The 22,589-nt window shown below is 44.4% G+C and carries 24 protein-coding genes; 6 read left to right on the top strand and 18 right to left on the bottom strand.

Going from position 1 to position 22,589, the window contains the following annotated elements; genetic code table 11:
* Positions 1-49: 49 nt before the first annotated feature.
* The 5 genes from JMA39_RS04295 to rplU form a co-directional block, all read right to left on the bottom strand.
* Entirely contained in the window at positions 50-523 is a 474-nt protein-coding gene (locus JMA39_RS04295) for a threonine/serine exporter family protein (RefSeq protein WP_202720592.1), read from the bottom strand.
* A complete protein-coding gene (locus tag JMA39_RS04300; RefSeq protein WP_202720593.1) occupies positions 523-1,281 on the bottom strand; it encodes a threonine/serine exporter family protein in 759 nt (252 codons plus the stop codon). Before JMA39_RS04300 ends, JMA39_RS04295 begins: the two co-directional genes overlap by 1 nt.
* Before the next feature lie 29 nt (positions 1,282-1,310).
* The gene (gene cgtA / locus JMA39_RS04305) at positions 1,311-2,474 is read right to left on the bottom strand and encodes an Obg family GTPase CgtA (protein ID WP_202720594.1); all 1,164 of its coding nucleotides are present in this window, start codon (positions 2,472-2,474) and stop codon (positions 1,311-1,313) included.
* Between the two features lie 136 nt (positions 2,475-2,610).
* A complete protein-coding gene (gene rpmA / locus JMA39_RS04310; protein WP_202720595.1) occupies positions 2,611-2,865 on the bottom strand; it encodes a 50S ribosomal protein L27 in 255 nt (84 codons plus the stop codon).
* Positions 2,866-2,880: 15 nt separating this feature from the next.
* Positions 2,881-3,192: a 50S ribosomal protein L21 gene (rplU, locus tag JMA39_RS04315; protein ID WP_028765847.1), complete on the bottom strand. Its 312-nt coding sequence runs from the start codon at positions 3,190-3,192 to the stop codon at positions 2,881-2,883.
* 283 nt (positions 3,193-3,475) lie between these two features.
* On the opposite strand from rplU, the gene ispB reads away from it, so the two are divergent.
* Positions 3,476-4,447, top strand: coding sequence for an octaprenyl diphosphate synthase (gene ispB / locus JMA39_RS04320; protein ID WP_202720816.1), 972 nt, complete (start codon positions 3,476-3,478; stop codon positions 4,445-4,447).
* 85 nt (positions 4,448-4,532) lie between these two features.
* Here the strand turns inward: ispB and mdh are convergent, their stop codons facing one another.
* Positions 4,533-5,468 carry a malate dehydrogenase gene (gene mdh, locus JMA39_RS04325; RefSeq protein ID WP_202720596.1) on the bottom strand — a complete coding sequence of 312 codons (936 nt, stop codon included), beginning with the start codon at positions 5,466-5,468 and terminating at the stop codon, positions 4,533-4,535.
* A gap of 353 nt (positions 5,469-5,821) precedes the next feature.
* Between mdh and argR the strand changes: the two genes are divergently transcribed.
* A complete protein-coding gene (argR, locus tag JMA39_RS04330) occupies positions 5,822-6,292 on the top strand; it encodes a transcriptional regulator ArgR (protein WP_202720597.1) in 471 nt (156 codons plus the stop codon).
* Between the two features lie 224 nt (positions 6,293-6,516).
* Entirely contained in the window at positions 6,517-6,987 is a 471-nt protein-coding gene (locus JMA39_RS04335; RefSeq protein WP_202720598.1) for a cupin domain-containing protein, read from the top strand.
* Between the two features lie 71 nt (positions 6,988-7,058).
* On the opposite strand, the gene JMA39_RS04340 is transcribed toward JMA39_RS04335, so the two are convergent.
* The 5 genes from JMA39_RS04340 to JMA39_RS04360 all read right to left on the bottom strand — a co-directional run bounded on the left by JMA39_RS04340 (position 7,059) and on the right by JMA39_RS04360 (position 12,982).
* On the bottom strand, positions 7,059-7,991 hold the full coding sequence (locus tag JMA39_RS04340; RefSeq protein ID WP_202720599.1) for a Dyp-type peroxidase: 933 nt from the start codon (positions 7,989-7,991) through the stop codon (positions 7,059-7,061).
* A 195-nt stretch (positions 7,992-8,186) separates the two neighbouring features.
* Positions 8,187-9,215, bottom strand: a complete 1,029-nt coding sequence (locus JMA39_RS04345; RefSeq protein WP_202720600.1) for an ABC transporter ATP-binding protein — start codon at positions 9,213-9,215, stop codon at positions 8,187-8,189.
* Between the two features lies 1 nt (position 9,216).
* A complete protein-coding gene (locus JMA39_RS04350) occupies positions 9,217-10,848 on the bottom strand; it encodes an ABC transporter permease (protein WP_202720601.1) in 1,632 nt (543 codons plus the stop codon).
* 168 nt (positions 10,849-11,016) lie between these two features.
* Positions 11,017-12,024: a Fe(3+) ABC transporter substrate-binding protein gene (locus tag JMA39_RS04355; RefSeq protein ID WP_202720602.1), complete on the bottom strand. Its 1,008-nt coding sequence runs from the start codon at positions 12,022-12,024 to the stop codon at positions 11,017-11,019.
* Between the two features lie 208 nt (positions 12,025-12,232).
* Positions 12,233-12,982, bottom strand: coding sequence for a ferredoxin--NADP reductase (locus tag JMA39_RS04360; protein WP_202720603.1), 750 nt, complete (start codon positions 12,980-12,982; stop codon positions 12,233-12,235).
* 140 nt (positions 12,983-13,122) lie between these two features.
* On the opposite strand from JMA39_RS04360, the gene JMA39_RS04365 reads away from it, so the two are divergent.
* Positions 13,123-13,689, top strand: a complete 567-nt coding sequence (locus tag JMA39_RS04365; RefSeq protein WP_202720604.1) for a histidine phosphatase family protein — start codon at positions 13,123-13,125, stop codon at positions 13,687-13,689.
* 406 nt (positions 13,690-14,095) lie between these two features.
* On the opposite strand, the gene JMA39_RS04370 is transcribed toward JMA39_RS04365, so the two are convergent.
* The gene (locus JMA39_RS04370; protein WP_202720605.1) at positions 14,096-14,359 is read right to left on the bottom strand and encodes a hypothetical protein; all 264 of its coding nucleotides are present in this window, start codon (positions 14,357-14,359) and stop codon (positions 14,096-14,098) included.
* Between the two features lie 128 nt (positions 14,360-14,487).
* The gene (locus tag JMA39_RS04375) at positions 14,488-16,260 is read right to left on the bottom strand and encodes an ABCB family ABC transporter ATP-binding protein/permease (protein WP_202720606.1); all 1,773 of its coding nucleotides are present in this window, start codon (positions 16,258-16,260) and stop codon (positions 14,488-14,490) included.
* A gap of 342 nt (positions 16,261-16,602) precedes the next feature.
* Between JMA39_RS04375 and JMA39_RS04380 the strand changes: the two genes are divergently transcribed.
* Entirely contained in the window at positions 16,603-16,782 is a 180-nt protein-coding gene (locus JMA39_RS04380) for a hypothetical protein (protein ID WP_202720607.1), read from the top strand.
* A 68-nt stretch (positions 16,783-16,850) separates the two neighbouring features.
* On the opposite strand, the gene aroG is transcribed toward JMA39_RS04380, so the two are convergent.
* The 5 genes from aroG to JMA39_RS04405 form a co-directional block, all read right to left on the bottom strand.
* Positions 16,851-17,906, bottom strand: a complete 1,056-nt coding sequence (aroG, locus tag JMA39_RS04385) for a 3-deoxy-7-phosphoheptulonate synthase AroG (RefSeq protein WP_202720608.1) — start codon at positions 17,904-17,906, stop codon at positions 16,851-16,853.
* 293 nt (positions 17,907-18,199) lie between these two features.
* Entirely contained in the window at positions 18,200-19,375 is a 1,176-nt protein-coding gene (locus JMA39_RS04390) for a tetratricopeptide repeat protein (RefSeq protein ID WP_237732598.1), read from the bottom strand.
* Between the two features lie 169 nt (positions 19,376-19,544).
* A complete protein-coding gene (locus tag JMA39_RS04395) occupies positions 19,545-19,868 on the bottom strand; it encodes a hypothetical protein (protein WP_202720610.1) in 324 nt (107 codons plus the stop codon).
* Positions 19,869-20,038: 170 nt separating this feature from the next.
* Positions 20,039-21,289, bottom strand: a complete 1,251-nt coding sequence (locus tag JMA39_RS04400) for an ammonium transporter (RefSeq protein ID WP_202720611.1) — start codon at positions 21,287-21,289, stop codon at positions 20,039-20,041.
* 12 nt (positions 21,290-21,301) lie between these two features.
* Positions 21,302-21,640 carry a P-II family nitrogen regulator gene (locus tag JMA39_RS04405; RefSeq protein ID WP_202720612.1) on the bottom strand — a complete coding sequence of 113 codons (339 nt, stop codon included), beginning with the start codon at positions 21,638-21,640 and terminating at the stop codon, positions 21,302-21,304.
* A gap of 261 nt (positions 21,641-21,901) precedes the next feature.
* On the opposite strand from JMA39_RS04405, the gene JMA39_RS04410 reads away from it, so the two are divergent.
* On the top strand, positions 21,902-22,444 hold the full coding sequence (locus tag JMA39_RS04410; protein ID WP_202720613.1) for an isochorismatase family protein: 543 nt from the start codon (positions 21,902-21,904) through the stop codon (positions 22,442-22,444).
* The last annotated feature ends 145 nt before the right edge of the window (positions 22,445-22,589 follow it).

Here is a 22,589-nt window from a genome sequence, read left to right on the forward strand (position 1 = left end):
GCGTGCAATCTCATAGCCCACTAACGCCCTGTAGGCTTAATAAATTTAGTTATTTAATGACGGGGCGAGAGCGGAAATAGAGCAAGCTTGGCATAGCTAAGCCCACCGAGAGAGCCCCTAAAATAAACACGGTTTTAAGGCCATTACTGACCACTTGATAGACAAGTTCTGGACTCATATCAGCTTGCGCAGTCAACTGTACCAAACCGATAACGGTATTAAATGCGTAGGTGCCCGGGATCATCGGAATAATCGCAGCCACAGCATACATCAAAGGTGGCGCTAAATGCTTTTTAGCAAATGCAATAGTGACGATACCCACTAAGGCCGCAGCTAAGAAGGTTGCCCACTCAATCGGTAAACCAAAACTTAGCCACATGGTACGGCTGCCATGCCCCATTGCTGCAGCGATTGCACAGTAGGGCAAAAATCGGCGCGGCACATTAAACACCATGGCAAAGCCTATAGCTGGAATAGCTGAGAAGATGGCATCGTTGAGCATGGTTAAGATAAGCGACAACATCAGAACAAGCCACCTATCTGCATGGCGATGGTAATACCAATCACCGATGCCACTGTAAGTAAGGTTGCATGTCCCCAGCGAGAGATCCCAACATTAAGGTGGCCTTTGACCATATCCGATATTGAATTGATCATCGGAAAACCTGGCACTAACATCAACACGCTTGCCGCCATCGGCAGTTTTGGGGTATCAGTCAAATCAAACTGGTAACCTGTCTGTGCAATAAGCGTGGTCACAAAGGCGGTAGCGCTAAAATTAAGTAAAAGATTAAAGTGACGCTTAGCAATAGATAAACGCACGAACATGCCAACAGCCGAGGCTAAGAAGGTAATTAAGCAAGCGACTAAGTCACCACCAAACAGGTGGCAAAAACTAGCACATGATAGACCTATCATAGGCACAACATACTTAGCAGGATAAGTCTTGGGCTCAATACGGCCGACGCGCTTACGCACTTCGGTCAATCCATAGATCCCTTTTTCGGTCAGTAGGCAGATACGCTGTAATTCGCAAACCACGGTCATATTGATGCCATGCTCACGAATTCGTCGAGTCGTTGTAATACACCGACCGACAGATAGGCTGGTTAATACTAAGGAGTTTGAGGAGATGGAGATCTCCACACTTTCTAGACCTAAGGCGTGGCCTAGACGCTGAGTGATCTCTTCAACGAGTTCTGATTCAGCGCCATAAGCAAGCAGAAGTTGAGCAACTCTAACGACTTGACGAGTAATGTCATTTTGCGTTGTAGCGTACACCTTGTCTCAACTTCCTCTTATCGTATCAATTATCTTTGATAGATAATTTCAACATCGTAATCATCATCATCGAAGTCATCGTCAAAATCATCGTCATAATCTTCATTAATCGATTCATTTGCTTTCTGATGATAATTATCCCACTTAAATTCAACTTCTGCATCGGCATCCGCTTCCTCTTCTGGAGGTAGAGAGTCGATAAAGTCGAGTAATTTAAGGGCTAGCTCAGCGGTACCTTCACGGTTATAAGCTGAAATAGTATAGACGTCGCCATCCCACTCTAGCTCTTTAACGATATGATCGATACGTTCCTGAAGCTCTTCTTCAAGCATCAAGTCCGCTTTGTTAATCACTAACCAGCGTGGCTTACCTGCAAGCTTAGGTGAATGCTTCTCTAGCTCAGCTACGATTGCACGAGCAGATTCCACAGGATCGCTACCATCGATAGGCTCTACGTCTAGGATATGCAGCAATACACGACAACGCTCTAAGTGCTTAAGGAATTGAACCCCTAAACCAGCGCCATCAGCCGCACCTTCGATAAGACCAGGAATATCCGCAATAACAAAGCTCTGGCCAGGTCTTGGGTTAACAACACCTAGGTTAGGAACTAAAGTTGTAAATGGATAGTCAGCAACCTTTGGCTTAGCCTTAGAAACCGAGCGAATAAAGGTCGACTTACCCGCATTTGGCATACCGAGTAAACCCACGTCGGCAAGTAGAAGTAGCTCTAGTTTAAGGCTACGAACTTCACCATCTGTACCTAAGGTTTTCTGTCTTGGCGCACGGTTAGTACTGCTCTTAAAACGAGTATTACCTAAACCATGGAAACCACCTTTAGCCACAAGCAATTTCTGCCCGTGAGTGGTTAAATCACCTAGTGCTTCTTCGGTATCGTTGTCGATAGCGCGTGTACCTACAGGTACTTTAAGGATCAAGTCTGCACCACCGTGACCGGTACAGTCACGACCACGACCATTCTTACCGCGCTCGGCGATATGAAAACGTTCAAACTGATACGTGATCAAGGTATTGAGGTTTTCATCGGCTTGCAGGTAAACACTGCCGCCGTCCCCGCCATCACCACCATCTGGACCACCGTCTGGAACATATTTTTCGCGTCTAAAGCTAACGCAACCACTGCCACCATTACCGGCTTCTACACGGATAATAGCTTCATCGACAAACTTCATACCAACTCCTGGCACCATAGAATGGAAGAATTATACTCTTAACGATTCTAGTCGCCAAAACACAATTTACTTAATTTAAAAAAAACAAAGCCCCACCAATGGCGGGGCTTAGTATCAATCTTAGCGTAGCTAAAGATTAATCTTCGATGCTAATGAACTTACGGTTCTTAGGACCTTTAACTTCGAACTTCACTTTACCATCGGTAAGAGCGAATAAAGTGTGGTCGCGGCCAACACCTACGTTTACACCAGCGTGGAACTTAGTACCACGTTGACGAACGATGATGTTACCAGCAAGAACTGATTCACCGCCAAAGCGCTTTACACCAAGACGTTTACTTTCTGAATCGCGGCCGTTACGAGTAGAACCGCCAGCTTTTTTATGTGCCATGAGTTAGACTCCTAATTAAGCGTTGATAGCTGTAATTTTAACTTCGGTGAACCACTGACGGTGGCCCATCTTCTTATCGTGGTGCTTACGACGACGGAACTTAACAATAGTTACCTTCTCCGCACGGCCGTGGCTGATAACTTCAGCAACAACCTTACCACCTTCAACTAAAGGTGCACCTACGTGTACAGTTTCACCATCAGCAACCAAAAGAACTTGGTCGAATTCGATAGTTTCGCCTGTAGCGACTTCTAATTTCTCTAAACGAACTGTATGGCCGGCTTCAACGCGATGTTGCTTGCCGCCACTTTGAAAAACAGCGTACATAGCTATTTTACTCCGATATTTCTAACACGCCGCTCAAAACATATTTGTTTGATGCAGGGGTGCTATAAAAGCTTTAATGACAATGGTCGCGGAGTTTACGCTAAGAAGTAGCCGCTGACAAGTCTTAATTAACTAAGAATAAAAAAAGACCCAATTAACTCTCACAATCTTCTACAACTACTGTCTTGTGCCGCAAATTTAGGTAGAATCCAATTATTATAACATTTAAGCCTTAATTGAGCTGTCTATGTTAATCGGCAGCCCACAAAACCAGAGCCTACTTATGGATTTAAACGCCATTCGTCAATTGGCTGATAGCGACATGCAAGCTGTCAATCAACTGATCTATAAACAACTAGAGTCAGACGTCGCCCTCATTAATCAACTTGGGTTCTACATTATTAACGGCGGTGGTAAACGCTTACGACCTCTGCTATCTATTCTAGCAGCTCGAGCCATCGACTATAAAGGTGATTCTCACCTTAAATTAGCCGCCATTATCGAATTTATCCACACAGCATCACTTTTACATGACGATGTCGTTGATGAATCCACCCTACGCCGTGGTAGAGAGACAGCCAACGCATTATTTGGAAATAGCGCAAGTGTATTGGTGGGTGACTTCCTTTATACCCGTTCTTTCCAGATGATGACTGAACTGAAGTGTTTAGATGTGCTTGAGATCCTTGCCGACGCGACTAATGTACTCGCCGAAGGTGAAGTTCTACAGTTAATGAACTGTAACGACCCAAACACTACAGAAGACAGCTATATGCGCGTCATCTACTGTAAAACAGCAAAACTATTCGAAGCCGCTACTCGCCTCGCTGGTTTACTCGCTGACAGTCCAATAGAGGTACAGAATGCACTGGCGGACTACGGTAAGTATCTAGGCACCGCATTCCAGTTAACCGACGATCTGCTAGACTACACGGCTGAAACCGAAGAGTTAGGCAAAAATATCGGTGATGACTTAGCCGAAGGTAAACCAACTCTACCGCTTATCTTTGCTATGGCAAATGGCAACGACACAGAGAAAGCCTTGATCCGTGAAGCTATCGAGAAAGGTGATGGCAGTGAGCACATCGAGGTTATCCTAAGTGCACTTAAGAACTGTGGTGCTTTAGAATATACCGAAAAACGTGCTATCGAAGAGTCAGATAAGGCAATCGCAGCCCTTGAGATTATTCCCGACTCTGATTATAAAACTGCACTGATCTCGCTTGCTAAAATCGCCACACAGCGTAGCAACTAATAAAGCCGTGACATTAACGTTCAAATAAAAAGGGAGCCTTAGGCTCCCTTTTTAATTACAGCCTCAGTGAGGCTGCTCACATTGATTACTTAACGAAGTCGATACCAAGCTGAATATCTGCTTTTAAGGTATCTAGCATAGCGTCACGTGCATTAGCTTCGAATACGCTAACCTCGCCATATGCCAATACTTCCTCAACGCCGTTCTTACCCAATACAACAGGTTGTGCAAAGAATTCAGCATGCTCACTGCCACCATCGACATAAGCGCACTCAACAACGTTTGCTTCGCCTTGTAAGCCACGAACAAGTGATAAACCAAAGCGACATGCTGCCTGACCCATAGAGAGTGTTGCACTGCCGCCGCCAGCTTTAGCTTCAACCACTTCAGTACCCGCATTTTGGATACGTGTCGTCAGTGCTGCAATTTCCGCATCAGTAAAGCTTACACCTTCAACCTGTGAAAGAAGCGGCAGGATAGTCACACCACTGTGACCACCAATCACTGGAACCTTAACGTCTGCAACGTTCAGGCCTTTTGCTTCTGCAACGAAGGTTTCTGAACGGATAACATCGAGTGTCGTCACACCAAATAGGCGGTTCTTATCGTAGACCCCCGCTTTCTTAAGTACTTCAGCTGCAATCGCTACAGTCGTATTTACAGGGTTGGTGATAATACCGATCAAAGCTTTAGGGCAAGTTGTAGCACATTTCTCAACAAGGTTTCGTACGATACCTGCGTTGATATTAAATAGATCTGAGCGATCCATTCCCGGCTTACGAGCAACACCAGCCGAAATAAGTACTACGTCAGCACCTTCTAGAGCAGGAGTTGGATCTTCGCCAGCAAAACCTTTTACTTCTACAGCAGTTGGGATATGGCTTAGGTCAACCGCAACGCCAGGAGTCACTGGTGCGATATCGTAAAGCGACAATTTAGAACCCGCAGGTAATTGAGTTTTTAATAGTAGGGCGAGCGCCTGGCCAATACCACCAGCAGCACCAAGTACAGCAACTTTCATAATTATCTCCGTTAATCCTCGGATTTTTGTGATTTAGATCCATTTTTCTTTTCCCGCAACAGTACTGGATTCACAATAAAAATACAATTATCCCTTAGTCGCGTTCCGTATAATCTAGAACCCTAATATAGGTGGCAACATGGTGAAAGTGAGTAAGAGTCAGGCTTGCAGGAGAGTTGATAAGGATACATTAGCAGAGTCAAAATTAGAATAAACAATCTAACTTATCGGACACTCATGAAATTGAATATCCCCAGCAATGAATTTTTATTCATAAAAACGAATAAAGATTGACAAAAAAACCGAAAATAATCATGATAGAGCGGATTTTTTTGAATAAAGAATAATAATATATGCAAACGAATAAAAGCCAAGATGATTTAGTTAAGACCTTCAAGTCTATTTTAAAAGAAGAGCGATTTGGCTCTCAGAGTGAAATCGTTATCGCCTTACAAGCCGAAGGCTTTGGCAACATCAATCAGTCAAAAGTATCTCGTATGCTAAGTAAGTTTGGTGCGGTCAGAACCCGTAACGCCAAACAAGAGATGGTCTACTGCCTTCCAGCTGAACTTGGTGTCCCTACTGCAGGTAGCCCTCTTAAAAACCTAGTGCTAGATGTTGACCATAACCAATCAATGATTGTAGTCCGAACCAGCCCAGGCGCGGCGCAGCTCATCGCTCGTCTATTAGACTCAATAGGTAAGCCTGAAGGAATTCTAGGAACGATTGCTGGCGATGACACCATCTTTATCTGTCCATCGAGCATTCACAATATTGAAGACACACTGGAAACTGTAAAGTCACTGTTTAATTACGCAGACTAACTAGTATAAGTGTGACTGGCGATATGCTGTAGCCCCTAGGTTACAGCATCCGCTTCTCACAGTAAGTTTAACTATACACCGCAAACTCCCCGCTAAAATAATCACGTTCCCCCCTCCCCAAATATAAAACACATTGTTTTATACAATATATTGAATAGATTCTTCTCTCTTTAACAATAATCGTTATAATCCTAAACGACAGTAATTCGAGTCGAGGATAAAGAATGAATAAAAGTAACATTATAAATATCAACGATATATGCTGGGAACCTTGGCAACATAAAGATGAATATGCTAGTGAGCAAAAACACATAGGTGATACTGCTGGCGGGGAAAAAATCGGCGTCACCATGGAACGCTTAGCTCCAGGAAAATCCTCTGCGGTCGCCCATTACCATACAAAAGAGGAAGAGCATATCTACGCCATGCACGGCGAAGCTACTCTTTATATTGATGGCGAACCTCACTCCTTTAGTCAGGGAGAATATATTTGTTTTAATGCCGATACCGGCATTTCACATAAACTCGTTAACCATAGTGATCAAGATTTTGTTTTCCTTGTGGTCGGTAACCGAGACATACATGATGTAGTGGTCTATCCAGAAAATAATAAAGTGCTAGTCAAGTCAGTAAACGAAGTTTATGCCAGACGCCCCACTAACTATTGGGATCGAGACGAAGTTGATAGCGAATAAATCTGTCGATCATCACCCATAAAAAAACGCACCTAAATGTGCGTTTTTTTAATTGTCTGAACTCTATAACATCAGATAGCGCTATGCATAAAGTCCAGTGAAGGTGCGAAGAATGATGAGCCCGTTAATGCTTGAGTAAAATGCATCAAGTGATCATGATTGCCCTCAGCATCACCATGAATCATGCTCTCTAACATCTTTTCAAAATGCACTGAGTTGCGGCAAGTAGAGATAAACATCAAGCCCTGCTCTTTAACCGAGCCGTAAGGCATGCTCTGCCTTAGGATCTCCATCGACTTACCTTCGCTATCTTTTAAGTTCACACGCTTAATGTGGCTTGTTAGCGGCTTGTCTGCAGAGGCATATTCAATATTGTCAGCCTTAGTACGCCCGATAATGTCTTCTTGCTTCTTAACAGGAAGTCGGTTCCACTTACTCAAGTTATGCGTAAACTTCTGCACATGGATATAGCTGCCACCTTTAAATTTGGAGTCTTCATCGCCAACTAAAGCGACTTCCTGCCTGCTACGTCCCTTAGGGTTCTCTGTACCATCGACAAAGCCTGTTAGGTCTCGCGAATCTAAAAACCTAAAGCCGCGCTCTTCGTCTACAAGCTCTACTAAGCCTTCAAACATTTGGCAAACCTCATTGGCCACTAAGTGCAAAATATCAAAACGATCACAACGGATCTGCACGAACAGATCAAACTCGATAGCAGGTGCATCCCGGTTATCACGATTCATTGCAGGGAAAGGTTTTAACAGCTCAGGTCTCGCATTAGGATATAAGGTGTCCCAATAATTAGCACCGATAGCAACAAAGCCATTAAAAGCGCTATCAGAATATTGATCCGTTAACTCATGAATATATTGAGCGATAGTCGCCACGCATGGACGCATATCTGACTCAACATTGTCATTTGCATTAAACATTAAATAGACACTGTGCAAGTTTCCTTCTGCACAAACTCCAAGCTGTTCACGAGGCATAACCTGACTATCCATTATTATAAGTAACCCTTCTTCTTAATTAATTTTTCGGCAATATTATCTATAACTTTAGTTATTAATGTCATTAACTAACGCACAATAACTAGAATTCATCGTAAATTACCTAAGACTAAACTGAGCTAATGTTGTTTAGCTCACCCATTTACTGCGATGACTCACCATTGGTTATCTAACCATTGGCTGCCGCTCTTAAAACAAGACCAAACTATGGCGCTTACACTCAATTGCAACGCGTTGCCCAACTAACAGATCAGGCTCTGCACTATGCACATCGAGTACATTCTCGGCCACCTGCACTTGGTATTGGCAGACATTTCCTAAGAAGCGGCGCCCTGTGATCTCTCCAATACCTGACTCGTCAGCTTTCATTAATAGCTGCTGTGGTCTTAACAAGACTTCAGCTTCGCTGCCAACAGACAGATTGAGAACGGTATCACTGTCCATTTCACCGATTGCTGTGGCTATGCGCTGGTCGCCGACAACTTTTGCCTTAAGGTAGTTGCCCGCCCCAAGGAAATCAGCCACATATTTGTCTGTCGGTGTTGAATACAAGTTTTCAGCGTCACCAGATTGTACAATTTGCCCTTGATTAAAGAGGGCAAGCTTATCGGCAAAGACAAACGCTTCATCTTTACTGTGAGTCACAAATACGGCGCTTACATTATGTGACTTAAGGATCTCTCTGATCTCCAACATCATCTCACGGCGCACCTTAGCATCGATATTAGAGAAAGGTTCATCCAATAGCAGCACTTCTGGCTCATAGGCAAGTGCTCTAGCAATAGAGACCCTCTGCTGCTGTCCGCCAGAAAGCTCATGGGGATAACGTTTTTCGAGCCCCTCAAGCTTAACTAATGCCAGCATCTGCGCTAAGCGGCTAGCTCTTAGTGATTTATCCCGAGTCTCAACCCCAAACAGAATATTTTCGGCAACAGTGAGATGGGGGAACAGGGCATAGTCTTGAAAGATCATCCCTACTCCTCGTTGCTCACTGGCAACGAAACGGCCATCGTCCGCGACGACTCTGCCGTTGATGATGATCTTACCACTAGTAATCGCCTGCAGCCCGGCAATGGCCCGAAGCAGTGTGGTCTTGCCGCAGCCGCTTGGTCCAAGCAGAGCGACAATCTCACCTTTTTCCACCGTAAGATCTAAGCCCTTTAGTACGACTTGTCCTTGGTAGTCACTAAACACCTGTTGTACTTGTAATGTAGCCATATTAATTATCGTGCTCCAAGGAACGGTTAAGGTAGATAAGCGGAATGAGGCCAACGAGCACAATCACTATTGCTGCTAAGGCACCGTGCTCTAACTGTTCATCTGATACAAACTGATATACATAGGTGGCGAGGTTTTCAAAGCCGATAGGCCTTAATAGGAGCGCCGCCGGCAACTCCTTCATACACTCGATGAACACTAAGAGTAGACCTGCAAAAATGCCTTTTCTGAGCAGAGGTATATGTACCAATCTTAAAAGGCCTAATGGCTTAAGTCCCATGGTGATCCCAGCCATATCCAGTGATGGTGAGATCCGCTTGTAACTGTTCTCGATGCTACCTATGGCAATTGCAGCAAAACGAATAGTAAAGGCACACACAATGATGAAGCTACTGCCAGTTAAGATAAGCCCTGGTCCTTCAAAACCAAGGTATTCGGCGAGATCGTTGATAGCGAAATCGAGCTGAGTAAATGGAACCAAGATCCCTATCGCTAAAACCGTTCCTGGCAACGCATAGCCCGTTGAAGCCAAGCGCGAAGGCAAGGCATCGGCCTGACGTGGACTAATACGGCGAATAAACATCAACACAATGCCAATAACGACACAGATAGCACTAGCTAACAAAGAGATCCACAAGCTATTAAAACTGTATTCGAAAAACTCTTCATTCCAGCTTTCAGCAAAATAGCCATAGGCGTATTGCAGCAAAATAATAAAAGGCAGTAAAAATGCTAAAAATAGCAATCCTGCACAATAAGCCGTCGCCGCAAAAGCCTTCGCGCCCGACAAGGAGTAAATATCGAGTTCGCCAGGGCTCGATAATTTTTGAAATAACTTTTGTTTACGCCTAGCAAAACGTTCAAAGCCAACCATAGCAAAAATCACTAACAACATGATGGTTGAAAGCTTAGCCGCTGCAGTCAAACTGCCATATTCAAACCAAGTATCATAAACTGCAGTGGTTAATGTCGGCACGGCAAAGTAACTAACCGTAGCAAAGTCCGCCGCGGTCTCCATAGCCACTAATGCGCCACCAACGGCTAACGCGGGTCTAGCCATAGGTAAACTTAAACGCCAGAAACTTTTCCACGGCCCACAGCCCATCACTCGCGTGGCCTGACTTAGGCTCGCCGATTGCTCCATAAAAGCGGTTCTGGCCAATAAATAAATATAAGGAAACAGCACTAGCGCCAACATTATTGCAGCGCCACCTAGGGTTCTCACTTCCGGAAAATAATAATCTTGAGGGGTTTGCCAACCAAAAGCGGCACGCAAACTTCGTTGCACGGGGCCAGCATAATCGAGTAGATCGGTATAAACATAGGCCACAACATAAGCGGGCATGGCTAAAGGTAATAACAGCGCCCATTGGAAAATACGTCTACCGGGAAAGTGGCACTTGGCCACTAGCCAAGCTGCAGGGACTGCAATGATAAGGGAGCCTATAACCACCCAAAGCATTAACCATAAACTATTGCTGATATAAGTAGGTAGAACCGTATTAAACAGGTGACCAAATACAGCCTCGTCGGGTAGCAATGACTGAGCAATCAGCGCAATCAAAGGCATGATAATCAACAATGCCAGAGTATAACCCACAACAGACCAGCCCTTGGCTAAGCCTAAAACCATAATCTTAACTACCTAAAAATTAAACATCCGTGTACTTTGATAAAAACAAGAAAACCTATCTAAATTGATAGGTTAACTAAAATATGGGTAGGCCGAGCTAACGCATTAACTTCAAAGCTATACCTTGAGTCTAGCTTGAATAGGTTAGCTCAACCTTAAGAGTACTCACTAGAGATCAAACTTCACTTCATCGAGTAATTTAATTGCAGCGCCATGATATTCAGCTAGCTTGTAAATCGGTAGGTCGTCAGCTTTAAAGGTTCCCCAAGAAGCGACTAACTCTGAAGGAGCGACGTCCGCTTTAACAGGGTATTCGTAGTTCACTTCAGCATAAGCTTGCTGCGCCTTATCACCGGATAGATACTCCATCAACTCAAGTGCTGCCGCTTGATTCTTAGAGTGCTTGGCCAATGCCATGCCTGATACATTGATATGTGAGCCACGGTTATCTTGGTTAGGGAAATTGATCTCTATAGCATCCGCCCATACTTTTTGCTTAGGATCTTGTAGCATCTTGCCCAAGTAATAACTGTTACCAATTGCTAGGTCACATAAGCCTTCACTTACCGCTTTAACCTGTGCTCTATCATTACCCTGTGGCTTTCTGGCTAAATTGGCTTTCAAGCCTTCTAGCCAAGTTTTTGTCTCCAACTCTCCATGACGGGCAATCATTGAGGCCACTAACGAAACATTGTACGGATGCTTACCACTTCGAGTACAGATCTTGCCCTTAAACTTAGGGTCAGCTAGATCTTCGTAATTAATGTCTAATTTACCTTGTCTATCTTTTGAAGAATAAACATTACGTACACGCATCGTTAGCGCATACCACTCATCATCTGGTGAGCGATATTTCTGTGGAATATTTTGTTTAAGAACGTCACTGCTGGCAGGCACAACCAGATCCTTTTCAACCAACTCCATCAAACGGTAAAAGTCTGAGGTCAAAACGATATCAGCCTTAGATAGTCGCCCTTCACGCATCATACGTTCGGCAATACCTTTTTTAGAGAAGACAACATCGACTTTAATACCAGTCTCTTTAGTAAAGTTTTCTAAGATAGGTTCTATCAAAAAGGCTTGTCGATAAGAATATACCGTTAGATTATCAGCAGCATTGGCGATAGATGCAAAACAAGTCAGTCCTATAACCGCTAGACTCTTTACCATTTTCATTACTCTTCTCCCTGGACAAGTATCGAAATCATCAGCGTAAAACGACTGATAATAATTCTCAATTGCAAAGAGGGTAATCAAAACTCATACAAACAGCAAGCTTTTGTCATATTTTTAACTCAAAAATGACAACTCGATCTACATAAGCAAACCCTTAACTTATATGGCTTTAGCTAGATAAAATTTCTAATTGACCGAAGAGGTGCACTCACCAATATCTCTCAACGGTTACCTGTCCTGGCGCACGGCGTAGATTCTTTGTTAACCCCCTCTCTTTCAGTACCTGCTGTGATGCGGTGATCATCTCAGGATTACCACAGATCATCACTTGTGACTCTTCAGGGTTAAGCCTTAATCCAGCTTTGCTCTCTAACTCTCCGGAGCTGATTGCATCGGGGATCCGACTCGTTAAAGCACCATTTAACTGCTCACGAGTCACAGACAGCACCAGTTTAAACTGTTCAGGATATCTTGCTTCATATCCTTTTAGTTGCTCAAGGTAAGCTAAGTCTTCAACCTTGCGCACGCCATAGGCTAATACTAACCGCTCGTATGTTTCCCAAGGTTCGCAAGTGTCCATCATCGAGATAAAAGGTCCAACAGCGGTACCTGTGGCTAAAAACCACAAATGCTTTCCTTTTGCCTCATCCGTCGGTAGCTCATCTAGGGTCATAAAGCCTGAGGCTTTAGTGGCGACATCGATAACATCACCGACCTTAAGTGCTTGTAAGTTGGGTGACAATAGCCCCTCTTCTACGGCCACAGCCAATACCTCTACATAGCCACAACCAGGAGGATTAACTAACGAGTAGGCTCGGCCAATTCGTTTATCATCAATAACCTGGCTCAGCTTAATAAACTGCCCAGCCTTAAAATCTCCAATATCAACTTTAATCTTTAGCGAGAACAGCTTATCGTTCCAATCTCGCCTCTCTATGACCAGTCCTTCAATCCACATAGCGCCTCCAATAAAACGGCTGACCGAGCAAGGTAACGCTCAGCACCCCCTAGTAAATGGTAAAACTAGCTAAGCTTTTATTTCATATTCATAAAGATTAGTCTAGCCAAGGATGAAGATGTCATTAAAGGAGTGAACTCATGAGGACGAAAATTAAATTAATCACAGCAAATATTGTCGTTATGCTGCTATTGACTATCAGCTTCATCACTATAGCTAAGCCAAATGACACGCTAGGGATCGATGCAAACAGTAACTCTCCAGCAAAAATCGTTGTATTAGTCAGGCATGCAGAAAAACGGGATGATGGCACTCGCAACCCTGTACTAAGCGAGGCGGGGCAACAAAGAGCAAAGGCATTGATAGAAGCGCTGCAACAGCTGGAACTGTCGCAACTGATTGCTTCTAACTACCAACGAACTCAATTGACCTTAGATCCCATTGCCAACCAGAGGAAACTGCCAGTAATCATCGCCGATAGCCAATTTGGACTGGATGCTCATATCGCCTCCATCGTGACTTTAGTTAATCAAACCTCGGGGAACAGCTTAATCGCTGGGCACTCCAACACAGTCCCCCTCATCATAAAGGCGCTCGGCGGCCCGAAAATTCCAGCCATTGAAGAGAGCCAATACGCTAGTCTCTATCTACTATCCATTCCTAAAGAGGGGGCGGTAAGCCTGATTCAAACCCATTTTGGAAATTAATTATCTAAAACAACACCACACATCCAGACGAATTAAAACGCAATTGTAATGAAAAAATAATCAAGCCTGTTTACTATAAATGGTTAGTATATTAGTCTTTAAATGATTAAATACCATTTCGGGAAAGGGGATAACCGAACTTCTACACAAGATTTATTTGGTACAAGACTATCAAGGTGGCAGTGAGGAAAACACAGTGAACGATTCCAACAACCCTTCAAAAAGTAAGGCTTTATCAGCAAGTTGCAGCAGTTGCCAGCGAATGAACAATATTGAGGGAGAATTTATTTGCTTCAGAGAAGGCAAAATCATCGGACTGACTCCAACGAAAGAACCTTCTCCTCAAACTAAACTAATCTGTGACGGCTGGAAAATGGGTAAGCCTGTAGGCTGAGTGAATAAACAGTTAAGCAATTAGCATTCCCGCATAGTCCCTAGCTGAAAATTTGGGCTCATATAACAGGCCTTGTAACGGTTCGACTGGCGTCACTTTTGCTAAACCCAACCCTCGCGTCGTCACTCGCATACCGGCACATAACTCAAAATATACCACTTCAAGTTCATCTCTCTCTAAGCCGCGCTTTTTTAGGGTGGCCATAATCGCAAGCCAATCAGTATTAACTTTGCTGTCCTGTCCTTCAATATGCACCAGTATAGGTATATTTTTCATTGTGACCTTCTCTGCATTAGCGTTCCGTTAAGTTGATGCCAATTATAGGCACACGAAACTGAACCTACGCTGAATCCTAGACAGTTTATTAATCAATATTAGTCTATTAGCATATCTGAAAGTTGAGCCTACTCCTGCTGCACTCGCCATAAATTAGCATAGAAACTTTTCGCGGCAAGCAGCTCACTATGGCTACCGGTTTCAACCACTCTGCCCTTGCTCAAGACAATGATACGGTCGGCATCGACAACAGTGGAGAGTCGATGGGCTATGACAAGGCTTGTATGGCCTTTTGCCACTTCCTTTAAAGCTGTTAAAATAGCCTGTTCGGAATGGCTGTCTAAAGATGAGGTGGCCTCATCGAAGACTAAGATGGGTGACTTCTTCAGAATCGCTCTCGCAATCGCGACTCGCTGCTTCTCCCCACCAGATAGCTTTAAGCCACGCTCACCAACCTTGGTTTCACCACCTTCGGGTAAACTGTCGATAAACTGGCTCAGATGGGCCATCTTAATTGCTGCATCTATCTCTTCGGCCGTTGCATCGGGGCGGCCATAACGGATATTCTCAATTAAGGTATCATTAAATAGCACGGTATCTTGGGGCACGATGGCTATGGCTTGGCGCAAAGCACTCTGAGTTAACGTGCGAATATCATGACCATCGATGCAGATTCTCCCATCGATGACGTCATAAAAACGAAATAACAGCTTCACCAAGGTCGACTTACCCGCCCCACTGTCGCCAACAATGGCCACTTTCTGACCCGCTTCTATGGAAAAGCTGACATCAGCTAAGATTGTCCGTGAGTCATAACTAAAGCCTACGTGCTCGAATGAGACTCGACCTTGACTTAAAACTTGGTTACAGGCATCGGCCGAGTCTTGAATAGAAGGAACCTTATCTAATAGATCGAACATTCGTTCGATATTGGCAAACGCGCCACGGATCTCCCGATAAACAAACCCCAAAAAATTAAGAGGAATAAAAAGTTGCATCATAAAGGCATTGATCAGCACGAAGTCGCCTATGGTCATCTTGCCTTGAACGACATCATAAGCTGCCATGCCTAACATCAAGGTCATCGCCACCGAGATGATACAAGCTTGACCCGCATTGAGTGCAAACAGAGAGAGCCTGTTTTTGCGTTTAGCCACTTCCCACTGCGCTAATGCCTCATCATATTGCTTGGCTTCATACTGCTCATTATTAAAATACTTAACGGTTTCATAGTTAAGTAGACTATCAATTGCCCGAGTGCTGGATACTGAATCGGCTTTAGCGGCATCTCGCACATAACCTGTGCGCCACTCGGTAGCAATAATGGAATATACGCCGTAAGCGATCACAGAGAGTAGCGTCACACCAGCAAAAGCGTAGCCGTAGTTATAAAATAAGATCCCGACGACCAGTACTATCTCAAGAATCGTCGGCACAATATTAAACACCATGAAGCGCATCAAGAAACTCATGCCACTGGTGCCACGCTCTATGTCTCGCGACAAGCCGCCAGTTCTGCGTTCTAAATGAAACGCCATATCCAAACGATGGAGGTGATCAAAAACCGCCATGCCCAATCGACGTATGGCACGCTCAGTCACGCGCCCAAATAGCGTGTCCCTCACTTCGGAAATAATAGTATTGAGTAGACGAATACAGCCATAAGCGATGACTAAAGAGATAGGAACCGAGATCAGCTCCTTGGCAGAAGAGTCCGAGAGCCCATCCACTAGTGCCTTAAGCACAAACGGTAAGCCAACACTGGCCAACTTCGCGATGACTAAACATAGCATTGCCAAAGCGACCCTAGATTTAAATTCAATTAAATAGGGCCATAACATGCGTAGTACATGCCAATTTAATTTACCTATCGGTCCATCGAAATAGAGAGAGGGGCGCATTTGTCATTCCAAAAAAAATTTAAAATTCAAACTCAGGTCATTTTTAAATAAATGACAGTAAGTTAGCTTAAATCCATACTCAAAACATCACGATGATGTATATAAAAAGTTAACGACCACAGGGCGCAAGCTATGTTATCGTACGACTTTAGTCCGATAGAGTGTGCTTTTGCCTCTCCACTAGGAGTAGTTTGCACATTTTTCGGTAATTTTGTATTAAGTAGCGCAAATTCTGTTAACTCAAAGAAAAGAATTTGATACTCTGCGGCAAAATATTAAAAGTAAACAGGCAGAAAGGGCTTAATTTAGCTCTTTTCAAGTTAACTAAAAAAGGATGCAAACATGCTGGATTCATCCAAGCCAGAATATCCCCCTTTACCTCTCATCCAAACATGGATATGGATGATGACCCAATCAGGCAACCCTGAAATTCAAGAAAAGGGACAGAGCAATCTAATTGCTTCTTTTGGCAGCTTAGCGAAAGCCAATGAATACTTAATTGAGCAAGATAAAAACAAGTAATTCGAATCCATGAACGACTTGATCGAAAAAGGAGGCTTTAGCCTCCTTTTTTGTATTTATGGTTTAGGTTAGCGATTTCTGCGCTGAACAACACTTTCGCTTAACAAGCCCAAGAGCTTTTCAGAGTCTTGCCAGCCGATACAGGCATCCGTTACGCTCTGCCCATAACACAGGCTCTGGCCTTCAACATGATCTTGGCGTCCTTCAATCAAGTTACTTTCTACCATAACTCCAAAGATTGCCTGCTCACCATTTGCCATCTGAGTCGCCACATCTTCACCGACCAACATCTGGCGCTGGAACTGCTTACTGCTGTTAGCATGACTAAAATCGATCATGATATTTTGCGCAAGCCCTGCCTTCTCAAGCTGTTGCTTAATATCAGCTACGTGCTGGGCACTGTAGTTAGGCTCTTTACCGCCACGTAAAATGATATGGCAGTCGGTATTCCCCTTAGTCTCGACAATCGCCGAATGACCAAACTTAGTCACAGATAAGAAGTGATGCGGTGCACTTGCGGCGCCAATCGCATCGATAGCGACCTTGATGGTGCCATCGGTGCCATTCTTAAAGCCTACAGGGCTAGATAGTCCCGAGGCCAACTCTCGATGCACTTGAGACTCAGTCGTACGCGCACCAATCGCGCCCCAGCACATCAAGTCAGCCACATACTGAGGCGTGATCATATCTAAGAACTCCCCCGCAGTTGGCATGCCGATATCGTTAAGATCTAACAACAACTTTCTCGCAGTACGTAAACCATCGTTTAGCTTAAAACTGTTGTCCATGTAGGGATCGTTGATCAAGCCTTTCCAGCCTACCGTGGTACGAGGCTTCTCAAAGTAGACTCGCATAACGATTTCAAGCTGATCTTTATAACGCTCACGTAGCTCGACTAAACGCTTACCGTATTCAAGTGCCGCTACCGGATCATGGATCGAGCAGGGACCGATAACCACCAATAAGCGATCATCTTTCTTTGCTAAAATATTATGGATACTTTCACGGGCATTAAACACGGTAGCCGATGCGTTCTCAGTTGCAGGAAATCGTTCCAAAATTGCAATTGGAGGTAACAACTCTTTAATTTTATTAATTCGAACATCATCATTTTGGTAATACATGGTAATACTTAGCTCCGTCTAGCCTATGAATACAGATCTCTCAATTGCGATACTGCATTCAATTTATCCAGTCTAACGCTAGATTGCAATCAAGTTATTATTATTTAATATAATTATTTTTAATTTATTGTTTAAAAAGAAATTAATCCATACACAATGACATGATTACATTCGAAAAACTGCAGTCAAAGCTGAGTAAAACTTAACGTTTTTATCGGCAGAATGAACTTTTAAGGTAAAAGTAGCCGTGTAACAGAAAGTCCAATATCGACATCATGATAGTAGCAAGTACACTAATGACTTTTCATAGCATGTAACTTTGATTGATAGCGCCGTTTATTGTGTTCATCGGTCGTGAGTCGGAGCGCCTTTTTAAGGTTCTGCTTCGCACGTCTTTCATCTCCTGTTACCCAGTAGGTTCGTGACAGACCAAAGTAAAATTCGTGTCGATAATCAGCCTTGGCGATCGCCCTTTTATACCAGATTAGTGCATCTTGATACTCTCTGTCGAAATACGCCTGCTGCGCCATGCCATAGTAGTAATATGGGTTTCTAATCCGCGCTAACTCCATCACCTTATGCACATCAGCCCATTCCTCCAGCCTATCTTGCGCCGATAACATGATGGCGTAGTTATTGAGGGTATTCATATCTTCAGGCTCTACATTCAAGACATATTTATATAAAGCCTCAGCCTGGGAGTCTAACCCTTTATAACGATACAGGACCGCCAATGTATTCAGTGCGGGCAGAAACCGCTCATGCTGCTCTAGGGCAAGCTTTAACAAGCCATAGGCGCGATCATAGTCTCCCTCAACCAAGGCTTCGGCGGCGATGTTGTTATAGAACATCGACACCACGGTTGAGCGGCTAACTCGACGCTTTTGATAACCTTGCATGGCGCGCTCGGGTAGAAAATCTATCTGTATCGACGGAGTCGAAATATTGAAGATATTGCCTTTCTCCTGAGGCAGCAATTTAAGGTTGATATGTCCATTAACGAGATAAAAGCCCCCTTGCCTATCCCATACAGGGGGAATATCAATCTCTTGAAACTCAACCTTAACCCCAAGCTCCTCTGCTAAAGCCGTCGTTAATACCACCAGAGACAAACAGTTTCCCTCTCTATCTTCGAAAGTATCACTGGCACTACGGGTGAGATTATCGGCGTAGCGAAAACCACCATCACTTGCATTGATGTAATTAGCTAACCACTGATGCATCATCACACTCGATTGCTGCTGATAATTCTTGGAGCGCATCACTTCCCTACGCAGTGAGTTAACTGCAATATCTGGCAGCTCGAATAGCTTATCGGCTTCAGGCAGATCTTGAGGGGGGCTGAAATGCTCGTCATGAAAATAAACCGTTAAGTCATCAGAGGTTACAGCAGGTTGCGTCGCACAGCCGCTGATGAGCAATATACATAGAATTAATAGAGCAATTAATATAACAATTGGCCGTTTCATCACACACTCTAGGCAAAGAACCTCTGCATTAAGCATATGCTATGAATATAACGCCTGAGCGTAAATGCGTTACAAAACGTAAATATCCTGTCTTTTATGCACAGACAATGAACTCGAGTGCCCCTTGCCATGCTGTTAACTTGCTCCTTCTTGCCAATATTCGGTCCTGCTAGGGAACCTCAGTGACTGGGGGATCGATTTGAATAAATAGCTCTCTATTCTGGTAAGGGTATGGCCGATAAAATAAGCCTTGGCAGGAGAAGTGATGATAAGGGCTAGCAAGTGGTATGCAGCCTAAAGGCAAGGCCTGTAAGATCTGAAGTTGCTGCTGAAAGCGCAACGCTTCACGCCATTCATGCTGCCTCTGCACTTCATCCCTCACCGCAAACGCATCGAAGGGCTCGCTGGATTTTCGTACCACAACTTGCCCTGCACTCGCATTAACGCTGAGAGTGGCAAGCAGCATACCAAGAAGAAAATTGAGCTTTTTCATAGCAGGCCAATAACTAAATTTTAGTTAACTTACTCTAGCCCATAATGGAGCGCTATAAAACTGTTAAATGCAGCTTACTCGCGGCCACAAAAAAGCAGGGGGCCATCCCTGCTTCTTAAAATCAGCTATATCGAGCTTGAGCCACTAGCAATAGTGATTCAGTTTTCCCCCTAGTTGGCACTCTTAACCGAAACAAACTCGGGATAGGCATCGATACCACAATCAGATGCATCCATACCATTATATTCCTCCTCCTGTGAGACACGGATCCCCATGGTCAGCTTAAGCGCCATCCATACTGCGCTCGAAGCCAAGAACACCCAAGCAAAAATCACTGCGGCGCCATATAGCTGAGTTAAAAGTGAAGCCTCTGCGTTTGATAAGGGAACCAAAACTAAACCGAGCAAACCCGCCACACCATGTACCGAGATAGCGCCCACTGGATCGTCAATTTTAACCCTATCGAAACCGACAATCGAAAATACCACTAAGCCACCCGCAACCAAACCAATTACCCCGGCCATTACAAGTGATGGGGACAGAGGATCAGCCGTTATCGCAACCAGTCCTGCTAATGCGCCATTTAAGATCATGGTTAAATCTGCTTTCCCCCAGATGAGTCGGCACACAATTAACGCCGAGATAGCACCAAAAGCAGCTGCCGAATTGGTGTTAACGAAGATCTTAGCCACCGCGCTGGCATTCTCGGCATCCGACAGCAACAACTGTGAGCCGCCATTAAAACCAAACCAGCCCATCCACAAGATAAACATCCCCAGTGTCGCCATGGGCAAGTTAGAGCCCGGGATAGGATTCACTTGGCCATTAGCACCATACTTCCCCTTACGCGCTCCGAGCAATAACACGCCAGAAATCGCCGCTGCTGCGCCAGCCATATGCACAATCCCACTACCGGCAAAATCGACGAACCCAGCTTGCGATAAGAAGCCGCCGCCCCAGGTCCAGTAACCTTCAATAGGGTAGATAACTGCCGTCATAAATACCGAAAAAGTTAAGAAAGCCCATAGCTTCATACGCTCTGCAACAGCTCCCGATACAATAGACATAGCCGTGGCGACAAACACCACTTGGAAAAAGAAATCAGACTCCAGTGCATGGTCAGCCCCCTCAGATTGCGAGCCGATAAGCGAGCCAAACGATGGTAACCATCCTCCCTCGCTGTTATCTACATACATGATGTTGTAACCAACAATCAGATACATGACGCAAGCTATCGAATACAAACAGACGTTTTTAGTCAAAATTTCAGTGGTATTCTTCGAGCGTACTAAGCCCGCTTCTAACATGGCAAAGCCCGCTGCCATCCACATAACCAAAGCGCCTGAAATTAGAAAGTAGAATGTATCTAGAGCAAAGCGCAACTCTGTTACCGTTAATCCCAATTGAGTTAAATCTTCCATTAGCTTATCCCCTTAAAGTGCTTCGCCGTCCAGTTCACCAGTTCGAATACGGATTGTCTGCTCAAGATCCATCACGAAAATCTTGCCATCACCAATCTTGCCTGTGCGTGCAGCCCCGCTAATGGCTTCTAGCAACAACTCCAGCCTCTCCGCCTTAATCGCGATCTCGAGCTTCACCTTAGGCAAAAAATCCACTTGATATTCGGCGCCTCGGTAAAGCTCTGTGTGACCTTTCTGACGACCGAAGCCCTTCACCTCTGTCACCGTCATACCTTCAATGCCAACGCCAGCAACCGCCTCTCGCACATCGTCTAATTTAAATGGCTTAATGATCGCACTAACCAGTTTCATCACACTCTCCAATTCCTTTTCGATTTGCTTAAACACAATTCAAGCATTAGGCCAAACATACTAGTTGTTTAAATTCAAGCAGATAGACAAATCACCCGCAAAAAACCAGAATATAAATGCACCAACAGAGTGCAATTATTCACTTGCTGCACAAAGATAAAGCACCGAGGGTAACGCCTTAGACCAATTTCCAATTGGCGCCAGTAAAGCAATCCGCTTTACTGGCTGCTCTCCACTTTAAAAAAATGCAAGAAGGCTAAGATGCTAAAACCCGAAGAGTGTGTATTGGTTGTGGTCGATGTTCAGGGGCAGCTAGCACGAGTCGTGCAGCAAAGTGAGCGACTCCATCAAAAGCTAGAGGTACTTATTAAGGGAGTGCAGTTGTTCGATATACCTATTCTGTGGCTTGAGCAGCTCCCAGAGAAACTAGGCCCTACCAGTGATAACTTAGCCCAAGCACTTGTAAGCAGTTGTCACCCCATCAGTAAACAGCACTTTAGCGCTTGGCAGGCGAGCGACTTTCGCTCCAAGCTCAATGCCCTGCCTCAAAAGCAGATCATCCTAGTCGGAATAGAGACTCATATTTGTGTCTATCAAACCTGTATAGAACTATTGGAAAATGGCTATAAAACCCATCTAGTGGTGGATGCTACCTCCTCCAGAGAGGAGGCAAACAAGCTCTGTGGCATCCAAATGATGCAGGCGAGTGGCGCACAGCAAACCAACGTTGAATCTCTGCTGTTTGAGTTACAGCAGCAAGCGATGGGAGAGCGCTTTAAAGCTTTACTAAAACTCATCAAATAAGCGTTAAAGTCAAAACAGTTTTAATTTAGATAGTAAAGAGTCCGCCATCTGAAGAAGGTGGCTTTACTTTTTATTATGAAGCGTACTCCCTAGAAGGGAGCTTTCCTATCCTGCTTTAGCAAGACGCCGTAAATATATTCCTAAA

It is taken from the genome of Shewanella schlegeliana (assembly GCF_016765635.1).
GTDB lineage: Bacteria > Pseudomonadota > Gammaproteobacteria > Enterobacterales > Shewanellaceae > Shewanella > Shewanella schlegeliana.